Annotated in this window: 20 protein-coding genes; 6 read left to right on the plus strand and 14 right to left on the minus strand. The window is 35.6% G+C overall.

Annotated features, from left to right (window positions below):
- Window positions 1-167: 167 nt before the first annotated feature.
- The 7 genes from groL to BBH99_RS09570 all read right to left on the minus strand — a co-directional run bounded on the left by groL (window position 168) and on the right by BBH99_RS09570 (window position 7,247).
- Window positions 168-1,793, minus strand: a complete 1,626-nt coding sequence (gene groL / locus BBH99_RS09540; protein ID WP_066694980.1) for a chaperonin GroEL — start codon at window positions 1,791-1,793, stop codon at window positions 168-170.
- 102 nt (window positions 1,794-1,895) lie between these two features.
- Entirely contained in the window at window positions 1,896-2,174 is a 279-nt protein-coding gene (locus BBH99_RS09545) for a co-chaperone GroES (protein WP_002976538.1), read from the minus strand.
- Window positions 2,175-2,354: 180 nt separating this feature from the next.
- Window positions 2,355-2,489, minus strand: coding sequence for a hypothetical protein (locus BBH99_RS22920; protein WP_262483762.1), 135 nt, complete (start codon window positions 2,487-2,489; stop codon window positions 2,355-2,357).
- Between the two features lie 645 nt (window positions 2,490-3,134).
- Window positions 3,135-3,857 (minus strand): DUF3108 domain-containing protein, encoded by a 723-nt coding sequence (locus tag BBH99_RS09555; protein ID WP_066694984.1) that lies wholly within the window; start codon window positions 3,855-3,857, stop codon window positions 3,135-3,137.
- A gap of 83 nt (window positions 3,858-3,940) precedes the next feature.
- Complete coding sequence (locus BBH99_RS09560) at window positions 3,941-5,161, minus strand: cation:dicarboxylate symporter family transporter (protein WP_066694986.1); 1,221 nt, start codon at window positions 5,159-5,161, stop codon at window positions 3,941-3,943.
- Window positions 5,162-5,249: 88 nt separating this feature from the next.
- Window positions 5,250-6,536, minus strand: a complete 1,287-nt coding sequence (locus BBH99_RS09565; protein ID WP_066694988.1) for a CitMHS family transporter — start codon at window positions 6,534-6,536, stop codon at window positions 5,250-5,252.
- Between the two features lie 18 nt (window positions 6,537-6,554).
- Window positions 6,555-7,247: a DUF2490 domain-containing protein gene (locus BBH99_RS09570; protein WP_066695016.1), complete on the minus strand. Its 693-nt coding sequence runs from the start codon at window positions 7,245-7,247 to the stop codon at window positions 6,555-6,557.
- Window positions 7,248-7,476: 229 nt separating this feature from the next.
- Between BBH99_RS09570 and BBH99_RS09575 the strand changes: the two genes are divergently transcribed.
- Window positions 7,477-8,505, plus strand: a complete 1,029-nt coding sequence (locus BBH99_RS09575; protein ID WP_066695017.1) for a sensor histidine kinase — start codon at window positions 7,477-7,479, stop codon at window positions 8,503-8,505.
- A complete protein-coding gene (locus tag BBH99_RS09580) occupies window positions 8,505-9,203 on the plus strand; it encodes a LytR/AlgR family response regulator transcription factor (protein WP_066694990.1) in 699 nt (232 codons plus the stop codon). Before BBH99_RS09575 ends, BBH99_RS09580 begins: the two co-directional genes overlap by 1 nt.
- A gap of 39 nt (window positions 9,204-9,242) precedes the next feature.
- Here BBH99_RS09580 and BBH99_RS09585 read toward each other — a convergent pair whose 3' ends face one another.
- On the minus strand, window positions 9,243-11,627 hold the full coding sequence (locus BBH99_RS09585; protein WP_066694992.1) for a M1 family metallopeptidase: 2,385 nt from the start codon (window positions 11,625-11,627) through the stop codon (window positions 9,243-9,245).
- Between the two features lie 67 nt (window positions 11,628-11,694).
- Window positions 11,695-12,273, minus strand: a complete 579-nt coding sequence (locus BBH99_RS09590) for a HupE/UreJ family protein (protein WP_066694993.1) — start codon at window positions 12,271-12,273, stop codon at window positions 11,695-11,697.
- Window positions 12,274-12,343: 70 nt separating this feature from the next.
- Here BBH99_RS09590 and BBH99_RS09595 point away from each other — a divergent pair, with 70 nt between their 5' ends.
- On the plus strand, window positions 12,344-12,844 hold the full coding sequence (locus BBH99_RS09595; protein ID WP_066694994.1) for a DUF6702 family protein: 501 nt from the start codon (window positions 12,344-12,346) through the stop codon (window positions 12,842-12,844).
- On the opposite strand, the gene BBH99_RS09600 is transcribed toward BBH99_RS09595, so the two are convergent.
- From BBH99_RS09600 to radA, 4 genes are all read right to left on the minus strand, one after another.
- Window positions 12,841-13,434, minus strand: coding sequence for an acyl carrier protein phosphodiesterase (locus tag BBH99_RS09600; RefSeq protein WP_066694995.1), 594 nt, complete (start codon window positions 13,432-13,434; stop codon window positions 12,841-12,843). The genes BBH99_RS09595 and BBH99_RS09600 overlap by 4 nt on opposite strands.
- Complete coding sequence (locus BBH99_RS09605) at window positions 13,431-14,138, minus strand: VanW family protein (RefSeq protein WP_066694997.1); 708 nt, start codon at window positions 14,136-14,138, stop codon at window positions 13,431-13,433. The genes BBH99_RS09600 and BBH99_RS09605 overlap by 4 nt, the downstream gene beginning before the upstream one ends.
- Complete coding sequence (locus tag BBH99_RS09610) at window positions 14,135-14,803, minus strand: class I SAM-dependent DNA methyltransferase (protein ID WP_066694999.1); 669 nt, start codon at window positions 14,801-14,803, stop codon at window positions 14,135-14,137. Before BBH99_RS09610 ends, BBH99_RS09605 begins: the two co-directional genes overlap by 4 nt.
- A gap of 128 nt (window positions 14,804-14,931) precedes the next feature.
- Entirely contained in the window at window positions 14,932-16,281 is a 1,350-nt protein-coding gene (gene radA, locus BBH99_RS09615) for a DNA repair protein RadA (protein WP_066695001.1), read from the minus strand.
- Between the two features lie 143 nt (window positions 16,282-16,424).
- On the opposite strand from radA, the gene BBH99_RS09620 reads away from it, so the two are divergent.
- From BBH99_RS09620 to yidC, 3 genes are all read left to right on the plus strand, one after another.
- Window positions 16,425-16,994: a YceI family protein gene (locus BBH99_RS09620; protein WP_066695003.1), complete on the plus strand. Its 570-nt coding sequence runs from the start codon at window positions 16,425-16,427 to the stop codon at window positions 16,992-16,994.
- A gap of 234 nt (window positions 16,995-17,228) precedes the next feature.
- A complete protein-coding gene (locus BBH99_RS09625) occupies window positions 17,229-18,839 on the plus strand; it encodes a CTP synthase (RefSeq protein WP_066695005.1) in 1,611 nt (536 codons plus the stop codon).
- Between the two features lie 257 nt (window positions 18,840-19,096).
- Complete coding sequence (gene yidC, locus BBH99_RS09630) at window positions 19,097-20,893, plus strand: membrane protein insertase YidC (protein WP_066695010.1); 1,797 nt, start codon at window positions 19,097-19,099, stop codon at window positions 20,891-20,893.
- Window positions 20,894-20,964: 71 nt separating this feature from the next.
- Here the strand turns inward: yidC and BBH99_RS09635 are convergent, their stop codons facing one another.
- Window positions 20,965-21,549, minus strand: a complete 585-nt coding sequence (locus BBH99_RS09635) for a ribonuclease HII (protein WP_066695012.1) — start codon at window positions 21,547-21,549, stop codon at window positions 20,965-20,967.
- Between the last annotated feature and the right edge of the window lie 149 nt (window positions 21,550-21,698).

Raw genomic sequence — 21,698 nt, forward strand, 5'->3', positions numbered from 1 at the left:
ATATAATTTTAAAATTACAGAAAAAAAGACAATTTTTCCAATTAACTATACTTTTTATAAAATTAAAATATTATCATAATACCTCTTTATGGGAAACCGTAATCGAAACAAAAACCGCTCTGCAAAAGCAGAACGGTTAGTATATTAGATTGTCTTAGCTTACGCTGTTACATCATTCCTGGCATTCCACCACCCATTGGCATAGCTGGTTCAGCGCTCTTTACTTCAGTGATAACACATTCAGTTGTTAAAAGCATTCCAGATACAGAAGCTGCGTTTTCAAGGGCAACTCTTGTTACTTTAGTTGGGTCAATGATACCTGCTTCAAGCATTTGAACATACTCGTCAGTTTTAGCATTGTATCCAAAGTCTCCTGAACCTTCTGCTACTTTAGCAACGATTACAGAACCTTCACCACCTGCGTTAGCAACGATTTGTCTTAATGGCTCCTCGATCGCTCTCTTAACGATTTTAATACCTGTAGTTTCGTCTGCGTTGTCTCCTTCAAGGTTGTTTAGTGAAGAGATTGCTCTTACTAAAGCAACACCACCACCAGCAACAATACCTTCTTCTACAGCAGCTCTGGTTGCGTGTAATGCATCATCTACTCTGTCTTTTTTCTCTTTCATTTCTACTTCAGAAGCAGCTCCTACGTAAAGTACAGCAACACCACCAGCTAACTTAGCTAATCTTTCCTGAAGTTTTTCTCTGTCGTAGTCAGAAGTTGTAGTTTCCATCTGAGCTTTGATCTGAGCTACTCTTCCTTTGATTTTCGCTTCGTCACCACCACCGTTTACAACCGTTGTGTTGTCTTTGTCGATGGTTACTTTCTCAGCAGTTCCAAGCATATCTAAAGAGATGTTCTCCATAGTGAAACCTTGCTCTTCAGAGATCACCTGTCCACCTGTAAGGATTGCGATATCTTCCAACATTGCTTTTCTTCTATCTCCGAATCCCGGAGCTTTTACAGCAGCAATTTTAAGGGAACCTCTTAGTTTGTTTACTACCAAAGTAGCTAAAGCTTCACCTTCAACTTCTTCAGAGATGATTAATAAAGACTTACCACCTTGTGCAATTGGCTCAAGAACTGGTAATAATTCTTTCATTGAAGAAATTTTCTTCTCTACTAAAAGGATATATGGGTTTTCTAGTTCAGCTAACATTTTCTCAGGGTTAGTCACGAAGTAAGGTGACTGGTAACCTCTGTCGAACTGCATACCTTCTACAACGTCTACGGTTGTATCAGTACCTTTAGCTTCTTCTACAGTGATTACTCCTTCTTTACCAACTTTTCCGAACGCTTCAGCGATTAGAGAACCGATTGTATCGTCGTTGTTAGCAGAGATAGAAGCAACTTGCTTGATTTTTTCTGAAGAATCTCCAACCTCCTGAGATTGAGATTTAAGGTTCGCAACCACTGAAGTTACAGCTTTGTCGATACCTCTTTTAAGATCCATTGGGTTAGCACCAGCCGCTACGTTCTTAAGACCTTCTCTTACGATAGCTTGTGCCAATACAGTAGCGGTAGTAGTACCGTCTCCTGCGATATCATTAGTTTTGGAAGCAACCTCTTTTACCATTTGCGCTCCCATGTTTTCTACTTTATCTTCAAGTTCGATTTCTTTAGCTACAGAAACCCCGTCCTTAGTTACGTGTGGAGCACCGAAAGATTTTTCAATGACTACGTTTCTCCCTTTAGGACCTAAAGTTACTTTTACTGCATTTGCTAATGCATCAACACCTCTTTTTAAAGCATCTCTTGCTTCGATATCGAATTTTATTTCTTTTGCCATTTTGATTAGATATTAGATGTTAGATGTCAGATACTAGACAACTAACGATAGTTTTTAATTTGATTTTTTTAATCTGAAATCTGATGTCTGTGATCTGAAATCTTATCCGATGATTCCCAATAAGTCAGCTTCTCTTACAATTAAGTAATCTTTCCCTTCTAACTTCAATTCGGAACCTGAATATTTTCCATAAAGAACTTTGTCACCTACCTGAACCGTTGTAGGTTCGTCTTTTTTACCAGGACCTACTGCCACTACAGTACCTTCTTGCGGCTTTTCCTTTGCAGTATCCGGGATAATAATACCTGAAGCTGTTTTAGTTTCTGCTGCTATTGGCTCTACCAGAACTCTGTCTGCCAATGGTTTAAAGTTTACTGACATAATATATTTATTTTTTAATTATTTCTGTCTTGTAATTCTCTAAATGTATGCCATGAGACAGCAGTGGTTGAAATGGCAGACTTTTTATTTCGGAATGTGAAAATTTGGCAGAAAAATATAAAACAGAAAGCCGGAAATTTCCGGCTTTTATTTTAAGTGTTTAATTTTATGGATGCTGTTTTACGGGCATTGTTGTCCCGGCCCGATCCATAGGATACATTGTCCTTTGTAGTTGTACTCACAGCAAAAGCGTCCTGCCGCTCCGCCATTGATTGATTTCTGAGCATCTCTGCTTAATAATTTGGCATTTTTCATAGTTAATAATATTTAATTTGTATACTTCCTGAACGTTTAAAGTCAATCAGGATTTTGACATTTGGTGTTTAGTGTATATCAAAGATAATATTTTTTCCTTTATAAGTGATATATTTTAATCGCTTTTTTAAATATAATTTATTGGTTATCAGTTGTTACTGGTTTTTTATTTCAAATAGGTGCTGTGGATGGAATTTGTAGAAGGGTTAGGATTCTTCATTTTGCATTTGGAAATCAATGATAATACTATCAAAGCAAGATGATTAAAATAGATAGAGTATGAATATAAAAAGCCGGAAACAATTTCCGGCTATTATAATAATTTGCTTTATAAAATTGATCTATGGACAATATTGCCCAGGCCCGATCCATAAGATACAATTACCATTTCTGTCCTTTTCACAGCATTTGATTTTGGCTGTAACAATTCCTCCACAAATTACTTTTTGTGCTTCTCTGTTTAATAATTTAGCATTTTTCATAATGTGTAATACCTTCGTTTTTTTTGATTCCTGAATATTGAATGTCAATCAGGCTTTTTTTGACAGTTCGTGTTTTATTGCTGTTTCAAAGGTAAGTGTTTTTAATACAGATTGTTAAGCAGTTTGTAGACAGAAGACAGGTATTGATAGGTTGAAAATACTTTTATGGGATCATCTCCAGAAACATTTTTCTTCCTTCCATATCCATTTCCTGTTTTACAATTTTTCTTGTTTCAGGATCAATATAATAGGTAACAGTAGAAGCTTTGTTGCTGATGTCATCATTTGTTTTTACAGCCCACACTGTTTTTCCTTTGTATTCTGCCTTCTGGGTATCCAGAATATAGGCTTTCATCATTCCTTTTTTCTCGGATTTTGGATTGTAATCAAAAATAGAAATTTCAGCAGTGTAATTTTCTTTTAGTGGAAGAAACCTTATCAGCATAGCATAACTGCTGCTGTCAAAATAGTGGGTTGCAGGAATATCAATAATATCTTTTTTCTGAGTCTTTTTATCCAGATAATAACCACTCACTTTATCTTTACCGGATTTGAGAACCATATCTCTCATCATATTATAAGATGAGTGATAGATGGGGGTAAAATCAGAGGTTTTTACAAGGGTAGAGTCTGTCCATTGGGCATCCGGAGCTTGCTTTAGTTTTACAGTTGTTCTGATGAGAAGATCTGTTTTGTTTAATCTTTTAAGTTCTGTAATAATACTTCCAATTTCTGTTTTTGAACCAGCATTATCGGCGTACCATACCGCTTCAGATGTTTCATCTTTAATCAGTTTGGAATTGATGTCTGCATTTTCTGGAGTAATCAGCTTTTGTGAAAAAAAATGAGTACTGCTTATCAATAAAAGAAAAATAAATGTTCTCATAGTCTTTTTATGAATTAGTTATTCTAATTTTTAAAAAGTTACATCATTGAAAACTAATATATTAAAATAAATACTGATTCAAATTAAGCAGAAGGGATCTCACTTTTCTGATGCTGGTTTATTTTAGAAATAATAGCTCCTGAAACGGCAATGCCAATAAAATTGGTTACCGATCTGGCTTCGTTCATAAATCGGTCTACACTATAAAGAAGGGCAATATCCGTTAGTGGTATTTTTCCAAATCTGTTTAATGTGAAAATAAGCGCTAAGAATCCTGAACCGGGTACACCGGATGCTGTTTTTGAAGTAATGGAAATGATAACAAAGAGCCATACATAATCATTAAAGCTTAAATCAATATTATAAAACTGAACAAGAAAGCAGCAGGTTACCGAAATATAGATACAAGCTCCGGCAAGATTAAAATTATATCCCAGAGGAATAATGAATCTTAAAATTTTTCTGCTATACCCCTGAGATTCCATTTTTTCAAAAATTAAAGGGAAAGCAGTTTTGGAGGATGAAGTCGTGATAACCAAAATAATTTCTTCCTTGATATCCAGTAAAAACTTCCACAGATTGAATTTGAACAGATAAGAAACAAGCCCTAAAATTCCCAAAATAAATACAATATCTGTAAGATAAATAGTTGCCACTACCTTACTCAGAGGAAGAAGAGTATTGATGCCATAAACAGCAACACCATATGCAATATTGCAGAAAATGATAAACGGAAGAATAATATAAAGGTATTTAATAACAGTATAGAAGATATCTGTCCCACGCCCCAAAATATTCAGGAACTTTTCTTTTTTTGATGAAAAATTCATAGCAATTCCTATCAGAATAGAGAGAAAAAGAAAAATACCATGTCTGTTGAGATACAGAACAGTAGAAATACGTCCGTCCTTTATTTCAAAGGTTTTAGGAAGAGCAGTGTTAATACGGGTAATGTCAATTCCGGTATCAGAGCCAGGCTCCATCACTAAACCAAAGGTAAGCCCTAACAGAATGGCCGCCGAACTTACAATTAAAAAGTATGAAATGGTTTGCAACACAATATTACTGGCATTTTTAATTTCGGATAGCTGGCAGATTCCATAAATGATTGCCATAAAAATAACCGGAAGAATAAAGGCTTCCAGGATCATAAAAAAATACCGGCTTACGACTCCCAGTTTAATACTCTCTTCAGGAACATAATGCCCTGCCAGTACACCGCATATCATGGCAGTAAACACATACAAAGTAAGGTTTTTGAGGTATTTGCCGGTGAATGTTTTTGGAGACTGTAGCAAATTCATCTGGAAATTAAACTGTTTTTATAAACATATTTTTAGGCTTGATTATTCTTTTTGAAGTTGAAGATACTCATTATTCATCAAATATTGATTATATCGTTCCGAGAAGCAAAGCTCCTATCAGCATGATGATTGATGATCCGATTGCCCACTTTAAAGTGTATTTAAGATGGTCTGAATATTCCACACCAGCCAATGATACCAATAGATAGGTGGAAGGAACAAGCGGACTCAGCAAGTGCGAGGCCTGCCCCACAAGGCTTGCTCTTCCCAATATTTCAGGAGCAATATCCAATTGACGGCCTGTAGCCTCAATGATTGGCAATATTCCGAAATAATAAGCATCATTGGTCAGAAAGAAGGTAAGCGGAACACTGAAAATGGCTGTAATAATATTAAGATAGCCGCCCCAGCTTTTGGGAACAATCTCTATCATACTGTTTCCCATTGCCTGCATGATTCCTGTTCCATTGAGAATCCCGGTGAAAATTCCTGCTCCAAAGATCATTCCTGCCACAGATAAAGCATTTCCTGCATGCTTTGAAATGATTTTTTGCTGATCTTTCAGTTTAGGATAGTTGATGACCGATGCAATACAAAATGCAATCATAAAAGCAATTCCTAGCGGAACAATATCCAGTATCATAACAGCCAGCAAAATGAGCGTCAGGAAAAGGTTGATCCAGATCAGCTTTGGGCGAAGCAGTTTAGGATCAGCCTCTCCAACAATGTCGCTCGTACTATATTGATTGTGTTTTCCATATTTTGCAATGCGCTTTTTTTCCTTTTTTCCCAGGATATAAGCAACAAAGATTACCCACAGAATTCCTAAAGCCATAATAGGAATCATAGGAACGAAAATTTCTGTATGTCCCAGTTTCAGGGAGCTCATCACCCTTGCAGTAGGACCTCCCCAAGGTAAGATGTTCATAATTCCTCCGGCCAGCATGATAATACAGGTAAGGGTAAGGGGATTCATTCCCTGTTTTTTATATAAAGGAAGCATCGCCGCTACCACAATAATATAGGTGGAAGAACCGTCACCATCCAAAGAAACTAAGGTGGTAAGGATAGCCGTCCCTATAGTGGTTTTTACAGGATTATCTCCAACAGCTTTTAAAATAAAGTTCACTAAAGGTTCAAAAAGACCAGTGTCTATCATTAAGCTGAAATAAAGAATGGCAAAAATGAGCATGACACCGGTAAGGGCAATTTCTTTGACCCCGTTTTTCATCATCTCTCCCAGATTGGGTCCAAAACCAGCGATGAGTGCTATTGCTACAGGAATAATAACTAAGGCGGTAAGTGGAGTCATTTTTTTATTCATGATGAGCACCATAAAAATAATGATCATCAGAAATCCAAGGAGTGTAAGCATAGGTGATTGTATTTGAGGTTATTTATTTTTATTTTTTCTCCAGTCGAAACTGTTTCTGTAGCCAACATAGGCATAGTTGCTTGTAGATCCTGTTTCCAGTTGGTTGATAAAAGCGACTTCTATTGCAGAGTTTTTCCCAACTTTGATGCCTATTCCCGCTGTTAAACGGTTACTGTCAAACGGCTCTTCTTTCACCACATTCATCCTGATTTCATTTTTAAGAATACCGTAGAGTTTTTCTTTTTCTCCGGCTTTATTGAATGGAATGCGCAAAGAAATAAGGTATCGGAGTCTTACAATAAATTCATCAGGATTACTGATAAACCTTTCCTCTACACGAAACCGATGAGAAATAGAGGTTCTTCCAATATTTCCCCCAAGGCTTACCTGCTGGAAAGGTCTTTTTTCATACCTCTCCTTTTTGCGATTATCAGATTTATAGGAATCCAGAATCAGGAACATCATTCCCAAAGCAGGTTTTACGTCATTCGCCACCTCATAGTCTACATAAGCGGAAACCAGAAATAAGCGGGTATCATAAGCCAGGTCAAAAGACCGGTATTGGGAAAGAGCGGTTAAGGTACTTTTATCTGTCAGTCTTGCAGACATCAGATACTGAAACCACATATTATAATTATCACGGCTTTGTGCACAGATACACTGGCTGAACCCGAATAAAAAAACGATGATTAATGATAATTTAATTTTCATGTAAAATTGAATTAATATCCTGTTGTTCCAAATATATTTATAAGAAGGAGCCATGAATTTATTTTTCAATCAATAGCAGTTTTTATCAGTGAACTGCAATCTCAGGAAAAAAAGGTCTTATATTTGAAAGATTGAAAATTGGATATTTTAGATGTTTTTTATTATCAATATTATATTTATATTGTTGGTTTTCAGAATTTTATTAAATGGTAAAGTTTTGAAAAGGCTGATGGAATATCATTGGGGATTTCTGTTGAAATTTCAGCACGTTTTATTCTTTTTACTCTTTTTCATCATTACTTTTTTCACCGAAAATTACTTTTTGGATGTTCCTGAACTCATCTGGTCTGTATTCTTTGTGATTATTTTCAATATTGGAATGTATTATCTGGTGTATTTTTATCTCGTTCCCCGGTTTTATCTTTCCAATAAGTATCCGGAATTTATCCTGTATGCCTTTATTTGTTTTCTGGTATCAAGCCTTTTTAGGATTTTACTGGAACCTGCCGTATTCAATATGGAATTTAATGAGACATTATCCAATACAAAATTTCTGTATAACGTTTACACAGCACAAGGGATTGTGATTCTGGTTGCCTCATTTCTGGGGATTACGAAAGATAAATTTTTAATTGAACAGGATTTTAAAGAATTGGGAGAAGAAAAAGATCAGTTGTATCTTGCTCTTTTGAAATCCAAATTAAATCCTCACTTTCTGCTGAATACACTTAATAATATCTATTCCAAAAGTTTCAATCCATCAGAAAATACCTCAGAATCTATTTTACAGTTGAGCAAATTGCTTCAATATGTTATTTATGATACCAATAAAGAGAAAATTACCATTAAGCAGGAGTTTTCATCCATTCAATCGCTTATTGGACTTTACCAGTTAAAATACCATAATGTATTGGAGATTGATTTTGAAATTGGTGAGGAAGAAATCCTGGAAGTTGTTGAAATTCCTCCCTCTGTTTGTCTTACCTTATTTGAAAATGCTCTCAAACATTCAGCAGTAGGAATAGAGGCGGAAAGTTTCATAAAAGTAAAATATGAGATCCAGGATCAGGAATTTGTATTTGAAATCAGAAATTCTGTAGCAAAAAATAAAAATTTTATGGAGAACCCGGATAATCACGGACTGGGAAATGAAGCTGTTATCAGTATTCTGGAGAAATACTACCCCGAAAGATTTACTTTTATATCCAAAGAAACTGAAAACAACACATACGAGACCCTTTTAAAAATTAAACTATAATGGCTAACCTGACAATTGTAGGAGTGGATGATGAATATCCCGCATTAGAACTTATCCGGAATTATTGTGCAAGGATAGAAGATGTTGAATTACTAGAAACCTTTCAGAATCCTGAAGAGGCCCTTCAATATTTACAAAAGAATAGGATAGACCTTGTTATTCTGGATATCAATATGCCCTATATCAATGGGATTGACCTTTTGCTGCAATTGCCATACAAACCTTTGTGCATATTTCTTACCTTGGAAACACAGTATGCAGTCAGAGCGTTTGAGCTGGATGTGGTGCATTATCTTGTGAAGCCTGTAGATTTTGGAACATTTAAAAAAGCCGTTTATAAAGCAAAAGATTTTTTACAGTTTAAGCAGTCTGCAGAAGATAAAAAACAGGAAGACTTTATTATGTTCAAATCGAATTATATCATGAATAAAGTCCTGCTTAAAGATATAAAATGGGTTCAGGGTTTTGGAGAATATATTATCCTGATGACCCATCTGAAAAAATATATGATTCTGGAGCGGATGTCCAATTTTGAAGAAAATTATCAGAATTTAGGATTTATCAGAATTCACAAATCATATATTGTGCTGTCTTCCCATATCAGTTCATATGATTCCAATACGATTTATTTGAAAAGCGGAGAGCAGCTTCCACTGGGAAGAACTTATAAAAATCATTTGAAAGAGTATTTTGGTTAAAATAAAAAAAACAGCTTAATAAAGCTGTTTTTTTATTTGTTATATTTTTCCTGCGGCCTGCATCGGATTTACTTTTCCGGTTGAGCTTCCTCTTGCCGGACCACCTTCCTGTTTCTGTTTAAAGAGCTGGAATTTGGAAGTCTCACCACTGGAGCCATTGTTGGTCCATAAGTTATTGTTTGTATCAATATCCGCAGTTTCTCTCATTGGATCTAGCTGAATAGATTTAAGCTTCTTATCGAAATAATACGTTTTAGAAACCTTTTGCTCATTCAGTCTCCAGATTTGTGCAGAAGACTTATCATATAATTTTGAACCATCTTCAAAAGTAAATTCAAGAATGATTGGCATTACCAGCCCGCCTTTGTTCAAAAAGTCGATTTGATAAGCCGTGATATTTTTGAATTTTTCTTTATCCTTAGCATCCAAAGGTAGAGTAGCATCTACTTTAGCTGTGTATTCTTTAGTGCTTACTTTTTCTTGTCCTCTGTCATATCGGTAGTAGAAGTCCTGGGCTTCCTTATCCTTGTCCACATAGAAAGTAATATTTTTATCTTCTCTGTTTCTGATTTTTGAAAGGTCTTCAAAGCTGTTTACTAAAGGTTTATCAACCTGATATTTTATTTCTTCAGCCGCTTTTGGATTCGTTTCCAGGTCAGGAGTTGCTACAGTTACTTTATCAATGGCAATATCTACCGGATCAGTTCCGTAGAACCATCCTCTCCAGAACCAGTCAAGGTCTTCACCACTGGCATCTTCCATAGTACGGAAAAGATCGGCAGGCTCAGGGTGTTTGAAAGCCCATCTTTTTGCATACGTTTTGAATGCTTTATCAAAAAGTTCTCTTCCCATAATCGTTTCACGAAGGATATTCAATCCTGTAGCAGGTTTTGAATAAGCATTCGGACCATACTGAACAATATTTTCAGAATTACTCATGATAGGTTCCAGCTGATCTTTTGGAAGCTTCATGTAATCTACGATCGTCCATGCCGGACCTCTTTTAGATGGGAATTTGTTGTCCCATTTTTCTTCAGTAAGATATTCCGTGAAAGTATTTAACCCTTCATCCATCCATGCCCATTGTCTCTCATCAGAATTGATGATCATCGGGAAAAAATTGTGTCCTACTTCATGAATAATTACCCCGATCATTCCATTTTTAGTTCCTTCAGAATAAGTTCCGTCTTTTTCCGTTCTTCCGAAGTTGAAACAGATCATTGGATATTCCATCCCGCTGGCCGCTTCTACAGACTGAGCTACCGGATATGGATAAGGAATAGTGAATTCAGAATAGGTTTTAATCGTATGAGCTACTGCTTTTGTGGAAAACTTTCTGTAAAGTCCGTAAGATTCCTTAGGATAAAAGCTCATAGCCATTACCTTATTGTTATTTTCAGGAATCGTAACACGCATTCCGTCCCAAACAAATTTTCTTGAAGAAGTCCATGCAAAATCCCTTACATCATTGGCTTCAAAAACCCATGTTTTTCTTTGCTTGGAATGATTTTTTTCTGCTTTTTTAGCTTCGTCTAAGGTTACAATTTCTATAGGTTCAGAAGCATTTTCAGCTTTTCTGTATCTTGAAAGTTGATCAGCAGTTAATACCTGATCGTAATTTTTACATTCTCCGGTTCCTCCTACAATGTGATCTGCAGGGACATTCATAGAGACCTTATAATTTCCGAATACCAATGCAAATTCTCCTCTTCCGGTAAACTGATGATTTTGCCAGCCCTGGAAATCACTATACACACACATTCTTGGATACCACTGTGCCATTGTATATAGGTCGTTGCCATCTTCAGGGAAGTTTTCATAACCACCACGGCCTCCCATTTTAATTCGGTTTCCGATATTGTAGTTCCAGTCTACTTTGAAAACAAATTTTTCTCCTTTTTTCAAAACCTTTGGAAGGTCAATACGCATCATTGTTTTATTGACGGTATATTTTAAAGGAGTTCCTGAAGCATCAGTTACCTTTTCAAGCGTTACTCCATACCCATTGTCTTTTACAGGAAGTTCTGTAACCTTCAGCTGTTGATCAGTTGTTGACGGACGAAGTACGGAAGAATTATCATATCCTGCATTTCTTATGCTGGAATGCTCATTTTCATCTAATTGAAGCCAGATATAATCCAGCTCATCAGGAGAATTGTTGTAATAGGTAACCGTCTCCGAACCCTTCAGATTTCGTTTATCTTCATCAAGGTAAGCGGTAATGTTATAATCAGCCCTGTTTTGCCAGTAGGCATGTCCTGGCGCGCCGGAAGCTGTTCTGTAAATATTGGGTGTTGGTAGAATAGTTCCCAGCTGTTCAAACTTGTTTCCGTGGTTGCTGCCCGGGTTATTCTGAATATTTTGTGCGGTGAAACCTGTATATGCAAATACAGAAAGTGAAAGTATAACAACTTTTAGTTTCATAACCGAAATGATTTAATAATTGTCAAAGATAGTAATAAGCTGTTGAAATAATAAAAATATTTTGCGTTTAGAAAGGAATTCTTTCTAAAGTCATTTTTAAGGATAAAGCAAAAACCCCTGATGAGACAAAAAGAATCCAATCTTTTTTGTTGACCTTAAAAATAGTTAACAAAATAAACAGTAATATTAGAATAGCTCCAACAATGATGATCTGTCCCAGTTCCAATCCAATATTAAAACCTAATAACGGAACTGCAATACTCTGGCTTTTAGCAATCATTACTCTTGCTGTATTGGCAAAGCCCATCCCGTGAACCAATCCAAAAATCAAGGCAAGATAGTAATTGGCACGCATTAATGTCTGCTTTTGGTTCTTCATGATAATATTATCCAGTGAGGTCAGAACAATGGTTAAAGGAATTAGAAATTCAACCCAATCTGAAGGAACCCTGAAAACATCAAGAATACTTAGCGCTAATGTAATGGAATGCCCGATGGTGAATGCTGTTACGAGGATCAGAATTTTTTTCCAGTCACTATAAGAGTAAACAGCAATCAGTGCCAGAACAAAGAGCTGATGATCTAACGCATCAAGGGAAATAATGTGTTCCCATCCAAGGTTTAAATAAAATAGAAAATCCTGCATCATAAAGTAAAATATAATGCGTACGAAAATAATGATTAATTTCGTACACATTATTTAAAAGTGAAGGTTTATGAAGAAATTATGGCTATTGTTACTCCCAATTGTTTTTTTATTATCTTTTACAGAACTATGGCATCCTTATCATGTAGGATCTGTAGAGATCAATTATAGTTCTAAGTCCAAAACCTTTGAAGTAACAGGAAGATTCTTTCTTGATGATCTGGAAAATGGTCTTGGGAAAAAATATGGTGGAGCTTTTCATTTTAATGATGAAAAATATAAGACAAAACTGAATGAAGCACTGTCCAGATATTGTCAGGAATATTTTAAACTGAAAACAGACAACAAATTTCTCAAAGTAAATTATATAGGATATGAAGAAGATCACGAATCTGTAAATGTCTACCTCGAATCAGAACCTGTAGCCAATCCTAAAAAAGTAGAAGCAGCGGTGAGTTTCCTGTATAATCTTTTCGATGACCAGATTAATATCGTCCATATCATTGTCAACGGAGACAGAAAGAGTGAAAAATTAACCTATCCGAATAGATACCTTTATAAACAGTTTTAATTTTCCAACCGAAGAAGAGTATTGATTCCTTTTGCATGAGCCAGAAGGTCCGGAAAAAAATCATTATAACATTCCTGCAGGAATGCTTTATTGTTTAAAAAAGCTTCAAAAACAGGAATATCTTTATCCAGATATTTGGCTTTGTTCAATACATTTTGGATACTGAATTTAATTCCCCAGTCTTCGCGGTAATTATAAAGCCAGTCGTCCTGTTCCATCTTAACCAGCATTCTTTTGAAGTTTTCGGGGAGCCATTCTTCATTTTTATTTAAAATTCTGTAAACTCTTAAAGAATGAGCTTTCCATTCTGCAAGAGAATTAAGAGAAAGATCATTAGCTACAAAATAATCCATAGAGACATCTACAAATGCTCCGGCATAAAGTCTTACCAAAGGGGCAAAAACCTTTTTAGCTTCATGAATGGCAGGGTGGGAATCTGTGAAAGTATCAATCGCTCTGTGTAAAGTAATTCCATCCTGAATATCCTTAGGAAAAGAAAAGCGATCCCTGTTTCGGATAAAGTCTTCCAAAAACTGGCCGACAATTTGTCCGTCAGTGAAAGTAAGAAAGGAATGAGCCAGATAATTCATAAACGAATATAGAAATTTTTAAACAAAGTTTGGCTATTGCAATTCGTTTCCACCCAAACTCCTTTTTCAATTTCCTGATATTTAAACTCAATTTCATTTAAAACTATTTCTTCCGAAGAAATCAGGCTGAGATGGAGTTCATCATTATTTACCAGGCTTTTAAACTGTACAGGAAACGGAAATAAATTTTGAATCTTAAGATCCTTGTAGCCATAAACAACCGTACAGTCTGCACCCAAGGGAGTAAAACGTTCCTCATCCTTATAAATATCCATAGAATGTGGATATCTTTCCAGAATCTTTAATCCGGATTGAAGCGCTAAATGATATAAAATAGAAGAGAACTGGCAAATTCCACCACCCAAATCACTTGAAATAGTATTATTGATGAGGTTCCGGCCTTCCTTAAAATTATTCTTTACGTTGGGTTTTCCAATCATCTTCCAGAAAGAAAATACCTCTCCCGGATGTATGATAAGGTGATTAATCTTATCACCTACAACTTTTAAATTGTGTATTTTGTTATGATGAAAAGCTCCATTTTTGATAGTTTGCTTAAGCTTCAATGAAAATTCGCCAATATTTTCTGAACGGTATTCCTTTGGATAGGTGTAATTATTTCTTTGCTCATCAAAATACTGCTGCAAAAGCTTCACCTGCAACTTCCATGAATGGGGAATCCACTTTCTTAACTGCTGTTTCATATTTTCTCTAAAACGGTAATTTGATAAGAAGCCCAATTTTTCAGAAAAGTTTGGCAAAGGAATGTATCGAGAGGGAGAAAGAATTTTCTGATGGATTTCGGTAATCTGTGAATCGGGAAAAATAATACTCCGGTTGTATTTTTAATTTTCCATTGATCTTTTGAAAGCCCACTGATATCTGAAACCGAAAAGCTATTACCGGCATGCCAGTCTTCCTGCGGAGAAATAGTTTTTTTTCTGTTTTTTACAGGATAATCGAAGATCAGAATTCCATTTTTATTTAACTTTTGATAACATTCGTTTAAAAATGCTTTGGTTTCTTCCTGGTTCTGATGCATGATCACGTGGAAGCAGAAAATACAGTCAAATTTTTCATGAAAAGGTATTCTGGAAATTTCACCTACAGCCAGGTTTTTTTCAGGATGTTTTTGATGAGCTACCTTCAGCATATTTTCACTGAAATCAGCACCATGAGTTGCAAAATTTAATAGCCGGCCAGTTCCGCAACCCAGATCCAGAATTTTTGTATACTTTTTATGGTGGAAAAAAGAAGTTAAAAAAGTTCGTTCCTGTTGGTCAATATATTTCCCATATGAGTTTCCAAACCGGTTCTCATCGTAGGATTCTGCAAGATTGCTGTAATATTTCAGGATACTTGTTTTCATTATTTGAAAAATCTTCTGTTAAGATCTTAAATTCTATTGACTTTTACAATTTTTATTCCTGCTTTTGCTTTTTTTAATCTAAAACCAATCTCATTTCTGTTTTGATAAGATTGGTTTTGTTTTCTTATTTAAAAAAGTCTTTCGTGGAAATCTTCAATTTTGCTTACCTCTTCAATCTTGATCCCAAATTTCCTTTTTGGAATTTTATTGAGGTTGGAAACAAAAATCTTTTCATAGCCCAATTTCTCTGCTTCGGTAATTCTCTGCTCAATTTGGGCAACCGGACGAATTTCTCCGCTAAGACCAATCTCTCCGGCAAAACAATAATGTTCTGAAATGGCTATATCCTCATTAGAGGAAAGAACAGAAGCAATCACGGCTAAATCTAAAGCCGGATCATCCGTTTTTATCCCACCTGTAATATTAAGGAACACGTCTTTAGCTCCCAATTGGAAGCCTGCTCTTTTTTCAAGAACAGCAAGAAGCATATTCAGCCTTTTGGAATCAAATCCGGTAGAACTTCTTTGCGGAGTACCATAAACAGCTGTACTTACCAATGCCTGGATTTCTAAAAGCATCGGTCTGTTTCCTTCCAGGGTTACGGCAACTGAATTTCCTGAAAGTTCTTCAAATTTTTTAGTAATAAGGATTTCTGAAGGGTTTTTAATTTCTTTTAATCCTTGCGAAATCATTTCATAAATTCCGATTTCCGAAGTAGACCCAAAACGGTTTTTGTTAGCCCTCAATAATCTGAAAAGATGGTTTCTGTCTCCATCAAAGTTTAAAACCACATCTACCATGTGTTCCAATACCTTTGGTCCGGCAATCTGACCATCTTTGGTAATGTGACCTACCAAAAATACAGGAATACTGTTTTCCTTGGCATATTTAATGATCTCGTTAGAGCATTCCCTTATTTGCGAAACAGTTCCGGGAGAGCTTTCTATTAATTGGGATTGAAGAGTCTGGATAGAGTCAATGATCATGAAATCCGGTTCCAGTTTTTTGGCTTCGTGGAGAATTTTTTCTAATGAAGTTTCTGTAAAGAGGAAGCAGTTCGGGTTTTGAACATCCGTTAACCTGTCTGCTCTCATTTTAATCTGAGAAGCACTTTCTTCTCCTGACACATAGAAAATTTTTTTCTTCATTTTTAAGGCAAGCTGAAGCAGCAGGGTAGATTTCCCAATTCCTGGCTCACCACCAATCAGGGTAACGGAACCTAAAACAATCCCGCCTCCAAGAACGCGGTTAAGTTCCTCGGAAGGTGTTTTTATTCTTGGTTCTTCACTCGTTTCTACCTCAATGATATTGATGACATGTTGTTTGGTTTTTGAGAAAGGTACCGCTTTACTATTGGGTTTTTCCACTACTTCTTCCACCAGGGTATTCCATTGCCCACAGTTTTTACATTGTCCCATCCATTGGGAATATTGGGTTCCGCAGTTTTGACAGAAATATGCCGTTTTCAGTTTTGCCATACTGCGAAGTTATAAAAAAAGCATTTTTTTTCCGAGACTTAAATGGATTTAAATAACAAATACTGAATATAGATCAATCATAGAAATATCTTTATATCTTAGCTTTGTTGAAACTAAAATATTAATGTAAAATTATAATTACAATGAAAAAACTATTTTTATCCTTCGTATTGGCTTTTTTAAGTACTTTTTCTTTTGCACAGAACCATTGGGATATTGACCCGATGCATTCTTCAGTAAATTTCAATATTGAACATATGGGAATCAGTTTCGTTCAGGGAAGATTTGATAAGTTCGGAGGAGATCTTACGACGAAAGGCAACAGCCTTGATAATGCCAAATTTGATATAAACATTGATGTTGACGGAATTAATACAGGTGTTGAGATGAGAGATAAACATCTTAAGAGTAAGGATTTTTTTGCTGGGAACGAATACTCAAGTATTAAATTTACAGGAACTTCTGCTTCAAAAGAAAAAGACGGTTCATATATTTTTAACGGAAAGCTTACCATTAAAGATGTTACAAAAGATGTTAGTATACCTGTAATATTAGGAGGAATTACAAAAAATAAAGATGGTAAAGAGATCATGGGGCTTAGGGCAAAATTCACAGTCAACCGTTTTGAGTATAATTTGAACTATGACCCATCAGCGGCTGGCATTGCTAAATGGGTTGAGATTAATACCTATTTTGAATTGGTTAAGAAATAATTTCAGTATAAATTTAAATAAAAAGTGGTTCTGGGGAATTTCAGAACCACTTTTTTATATTTAAGGGTTTTCTTTTTATGATGTGGTTATGAATAGGTATACTTTATCTATTTCAAAATATAAATAAAAAAATAATCAGGGTTTATGGTTGTTTGAAGCATGTTTTAGTATTTTCAAAATTTAAAAAATTGCTTTGTATTTCTTTTTCCCATAACTTTGCACAAACCTAATCTAATGAGTAAAAAGAATACAAAATACATCTTTGTGACAGGAGGTGTAACTTCATCTTTGGGAAAAGGAATCGTGTCTGCTTCTCTGGGACTATTGCTAAAATCACGCGGTTTTAACGTAACGATCCAAAAACTTGATCCTTATATCAATATCGACCCGGGAACTTTGAATCCTTATGAACACGGAGAGTGTTATGTGACTGAAGATGGTGCGGAGACGGATCTGGATTTAGGTCACTATGAGCGTTATCTTGATGCTCCTACATCCCAAAACAACAACGTTACTACAGGAAAAATCTACCAGACTGTAATTGAAAAAGAAAGAAAAGGAGACTTCCTTGGAAAAACGGTACAGGTAATTCCTCATATTACTAACGAAATTAAGCGTAGAATTAAAATCCTTTCCAAACAGAACTACGATATTATCATTACAGAGATCGGAGGAACTGTAGGAGATATTGAATCTTTACCATACATTGAAACTGTACGTCAGTTGAAGTGGGAATTGGGAGAGAAAAATTCTATGGTGATCCACCTTACTTTATTGCCTTATCTGGCTTCAAGTGGAGAATTAAAGACAAAACCATCTCAGCACTCCGTTCGTCAGTTGATGGAAAGCGGTATTATGGCTGATGTATTGGTTTGCAGAACAGAGCATAAAATTCCAAAAGATCAGAGAGCAAAACTGGCTCAGTTCTGTAACGTTCCACTGGAAAATGTTATCGAATGTAAGGATATGGAAACAATTTATGAAGTTCCAATGTACCTTCAGAAGCAAAACTTTGACGATGTAGTGTTGAAAGAACTGGATCTGAAAAGTGATAAAGATGCTGACCTGAAAGACTGGAAGAGTTTCCTTAAAAAATTCCAGAATCCTAAGAAAACAGTTGAAATTGCATTGGTTGGAAAATATGTATCTCTTCAGGATTCCTATATCTCTATTGCTGAAGCGTTCAAGCATGCAGGTGCTGACCTTGAAACTGAAGTAAAAGTAAGATGGGTATACAGCGGAGATATTACAGAAGACAATATTAAAGAGACTCTGAAAGGAGTAAATGGTATCCTTGTAGCTCCTGGTTTCGGAGACAGAGGAATTGAAGGAAAAGTTCTTACCGCGAAATATGCAAGGGAAAATAAAATTCCAATGTTGGGAATCTGTTTAGGAATGCAGATCATGACCATTGAATTTGCAAGAAATGTTTTAGGACATACAAAAGCAAACTCTATGGAATTCGATACTGCAACTCCAGACCCTGTAATTTCAATCATGGAAGAACAGAAGAATGTAATAGATAAAGGAGGTACAATGCGTCTTGGAGCATGGAAATGTGCTTTGAAAAATGGATCCAGACTGAATGAAATCTATGGAAGCAAGAATATCTCTGAAAGACACCGTCACCGTTATGAATTCAACAGTGATTATCTTCAGGAATTTGAAAAGAATGGTTTCTTAGCAACAGGAACAAACCCGGAAACAGGATTGGTTGAAGCACTGGAATTACCAGGACATCCATTTTATGTTGGAGTACAGTACCACCCGGAATATAAGAGTACGGTAGCTACACCGCATCCTTTGTTCAGAGCTTTCATTAAGGCTTGTGAAACTTCTAAATAGGATATTTTAGTAGGGAAGAGTGCTTATCATTCAATCCTGCGATAACAAATAAGGTAATTTATTACCATAAACGTCTATCCATAAACTCAGGTTGATTTTTCTCAGCCTGAGTTTATTATATACTAATGTATTATAGTATAGAGTTTTGATAAAAAAACAGTATTTTTGTCAGCTCAAATTTGCTACAGATTTATCAATTTTATTATAGAATTGTAGCAAGGCAATAAATAGGAAATTTTAATTATAACAAAAATAAAATGCAACAAAACAACGGAATCGATAAGAAGCAGATGATTAGTTTCGCGGTTTTATGCCTGATTCTCTTCGGAGCGATGTTCTATTTCCAGAACAAGCAGATGAAAGAAGAAGAGTTAAAAGCTCAGCAGCAGAAAACGGAACAGGTAAAAAATGCCGTAAAACAAGCTCAGGCCACTAATATCAATCCAAATGTAACTCCTGGCGCAATTCAAACCGCTAATTTGTCTAACAAAGAATTAAATATTGAGTTTTCAAGCTTAGGAGGACAGGTTTCTAAAGTTCAGCTTTCAGAATACAAAGCATACAATAATAAAACGGATCAGGCTGACCTTCCGCTTTATCTTATCAATAAAAATAATTCAAACTACGGTTTTCAGTTTAAAGACAAAACAGGAAAGGTTGTCAATACTAAAGATTTAGTTTTTACACCTTCTGTTAATGGTAACGCTGTAACCATGACAGCTAACTATAATGGTGCTGTTATCCAGTTTATTTATACATTACTTCCTAAGTATACCCTTGACTTTAAAGTAAGAACTCAGGGACTTTCTGCAGTTACTTCCGATAACAAAGCAGATTTTATTTGGGATTATAATGTAAGAAACCTTGAAAAAGGTAGAGCTCAGGAACAATCTCATTCTGAATTCTCTTATGCTTTCAATAATTATAAAGATTATGATTATGATGGAAGAACTACAATGGATGAGGAGAAAGAAACCCTTAACTGGATTGGAGTAAAACAACAGTTCTTCTCTTCTGTGATTGAAGCTAAGAACGGATTTACCCAAAGTAAAGGAAATCAGGAGAATGTAGAAGAAGGAGAATACCTGAAGAAATTCAACTATGAAGGTTTCGTTCAGATGACCGGAAGTGAGTTGAACCAGGATTTTACATGGTATTTTATGCCATTGGACCTGCCATTGCTTAAATCTTACGATAAAAACTTTGATGAGATTCTTCCTTTAGGCTGGTCTTTCATCGGAGCCATGAACCGTTACTTCTTCATGTGGTTATATGGAATTATTGCCAGCTGGGGACTATCTGCAGGTTGGGTAATCTTTGCCATGACGATCATTGTAAAATTAATCCTTTCACCAATTATGTACAAGCAGCATAAGCTGAGTGCAATGATGAAGGTAATCCGTCCGGAAATTGATGAAGTGAATGCTAAATTCAAGGATGCTGATCCAATGAAGAAACAGCAGGCGACAATGGAAGTTTACAGAAAGGCAGGAGTCAATCAGATGGCTGGATGTTTACCGGCATTGGTACAGATTCCGATCTTCTATGCTTTATTCCGCTTTTTCCCGAACTTTATTGATTTGAGAGGGCAAGGATTCTGGTTTGCAAAAGATTTAACTGCTTATGATGATTTGATTAAGTTACCATTTAAAGTTCCATTCCTTGGAGACCATTTAAGCATCTTCGCATTGGCTTGTACAGTGGTTATCTTAATCTATACTGTAATGACATCAGGAAACATGCAGCAGCCACAGCAAGAGGGTATGCCAAATATGAAAGTATTAATGTATATCTTCCCGATTACATTCTTGTTCTTCCTGAACACTTCAGCATCCGGTCTTTCATGGTATTATTTTGTATCAAATGCGATTAATATCTTAATTATTCTTGTGATTAAATATGTAATTCTGGATGAGAAGAAGATTCATGCTCAGATCCAGGCTAATAAAGAAAAGCCAAAAACAGAAGGGAAATTCCAGAAGAAGATGAGAGAGATGATGGAGCAGGCTCAACAGCAACAACAGGCTCAGGAACAGCAAAGAAAAAAGAAATAATCTTTCAACGATCAATAAAAAAGAGAAGCAATTTGCTTCTCTTTTTTTATAAAGAACTCTTATTTATCTCATTAATCATATTTCAATCTGAAAGACTGTCGGTGGTGTATTGTAGGACCATGTTTGATGAGCGCTTCCTGATGCTTCTTTGTGGCATATCCGAAGTTGGTATTCCATCCGTATTCAGGAAACTCTTCATGAAGCTCAATCATTAATCTGTCTCTGTAATTTTTAGCGAGAATAGACGCTGCAGCAATAGATAAGACTTTTGAATCTCCTTTAATGATACATTGGTGGGGAATATAATTATAGGGATGGAATTTATTTCCGTCTACCAGAATAAGTTCCGGTGTTATCGTGAGTTGATCTAATGCACGATGCATGGCATGAATACTTGCATTAAGAATATTATGCTCATCAATAAATGCAGGCGGAAGCTCTGCAATGGCATAATTTTTTACATTATCCTTGATATAGCTATCCAGATCCATTCTTGTTTTAAACGTCAGCTTCTTGGAATCATTAACCAGGTTCTGTTTAAATTTATCATCTAAAATGACAGCTGCTGCAACTACTGGTCCGCTTAAACATCCTCTTCCTACTTCATCACATCCTGCTTCAATGTAATGGTCTGTCCATTTATGTAATAATTCCATATTTATATGTGATATACGAGATGTAAAATTATAAAAAACGGATGTATTAGCTTTATGTTTTGACCGTTTTTATGAAAATATTCAGCGATGGGAATTTGAGCCTTTGGGAAAATGTAAAAGCTGAATTTTATAAGAGATATCAGAAAACA

Source organism: Chryseobacterium contaminans (assembly GCF_001684955.1).
GTDB lineage: Bacteria > Bacteroidota > Bacteroidia > Flavobacteriales > Weeksellaceae > Chryseobacterium > Chryseobacterium contaminans.

Excerpts from the sequence above, each read along its gene's own strand:
- groL (WP_066694980.1), bottom strand. The coding sequence starts at position 1,793 with ATGGCAAAAGAAATAAAATTCGATATCGAAGCAAGAGATGCTTTAAAA.
- BBH99_RS09545 (WP_002976538.1), bottom strand. The coding sequence starts at position 2,174 with ATGTCAGTAAACTTTAAACCATTGGCAGACAGAGTTCTGGTAGAGCCA.
- BBH99_RS22920 (WP_262483762.1), bottom strand. The coding sequence starts at position 2,489 with ATGAAAAATGCCAAATTATTAAGCAGAGATGCTCAGAAATCAATCAAT.
- BBH99_RS09555 (WP_066694984.1), bottom strand. The coding sequence starts at position 3,857 with ATGAGAACATTTATTTTTCTTTTATTGATAAGCAGTACTCATTTTTTT.
- BBH99_RS09560 (WP_066694986.1), bottom strand. The coding sequence starts at position 5,161 with ATGAATTTGCTACAGTCTCCAAAAACATTCACCGGCAAATACCTCAAA.
- BBH99_RS09565 (WP_066694988.1), bottom strand. The coding sequence starts at position 6,536 with ATGCTTACACTCCTTGGATTTCTGATGATCATTATTTTTATGGTGCTC.
- BBH99_RS09570 (WP_066695016.1), bottom strand. The coding sequence starts at position 7,247 with ATGAAAATTAAATTATCATTAATCATCGTTTTTTTATTCGGGTTCAGC.
- BBH99_RS09575 (WP_066695017.1), top strand. The coding sequence starts at position 7,477 with ATGGAATATCATTGGGGATTTCTGTTGAAATTTCAGCACGTTTTATTC.
- BBH99_RS09580 (WP_066694990.1), top strand. The coding sequence starts at position 8,505 with ATGGCTAACCTGACAATTGTAGGAGTGGATGATGAATATCCCGCATTA.
- BBH99_RS09585 (WP_066694992.1), bottom strand. The coding sequence starts at position 11,627 with ATGAAACTAAAAGTTGTTATACTTTCACTTTCTGTATTTGCATATACA.
- BBH99_RS09590 (WP_066694993.1), bottom strand. The coding sequence starts at position 12,273 with ATGCAGGATTTTCTATTTTATTTAAACCTTGGATGGGAACACATTATT.
- BBH99_RS09595 (WP_066694994.1), top strand. The coding sequence starts at position 12,344 with ATGAAGAAATTATGGCTATTGTTACTCCCAATTGTTTTTTTATTATCT.
- BBH99_RS09600 (WP_066694995.1), bottom strand. The coding sequence starts at position 13,434 with ATGAATTATCTGGCTCATTCCTTTCTTACTTTCACTGACGGACAAATT.
- BBH99_RS09605 (WP_066694997.1), bottom strand. The coding sequence starts at position 14,138 with ATGAAACAGCAGTTAAGAAAGTGGATTCCCCATTCATGGAAGTTGCAG.
- BBH99_RS09610 (WP_066694999.1), bottom strand. The coding sequence starts at position 14,803 with ATGAAAACAAGTATCCTGAAATATTACAGCAATCTTGCAGAATCCTAC.
- radA (WP_066695001.1), bottom strand. The coding sequence starts at position 16,281 with ATGGCAAAACTGAAAACGGCATATTTCTGTCAAAACTGCGGAACCCAA.
- BBH99_RS09620 (WP_066695003.1), top strand. The coding sequence starts at position 16,425 with ATGAAAAAACTATTTTTATCCTTCGTATTGGCTTTTTTAAGTACTTTT.
- BBH99_RS09625 (WP_066695005.1), top strand. The coding sequence starts at position 17,229 with ATGAGTAAAAAGAATACAAAATACATCTTTGTGACAGGAGGTGTAACT.
- yidC (WP_066695010.1), top strand. The coding sequence starts at position 19,097 with ATGCAACAAAACAACGGAATCGATAAGAAGCAGATGATTAGTTTCGCG.
- BBH99_RS09635 (WP_066695012.1), bottom strand. The coding sequence starts at position 21,549 with ATGGAATTATTACATAAATGGACAGACCATTACATTGAAGCAGGATGT.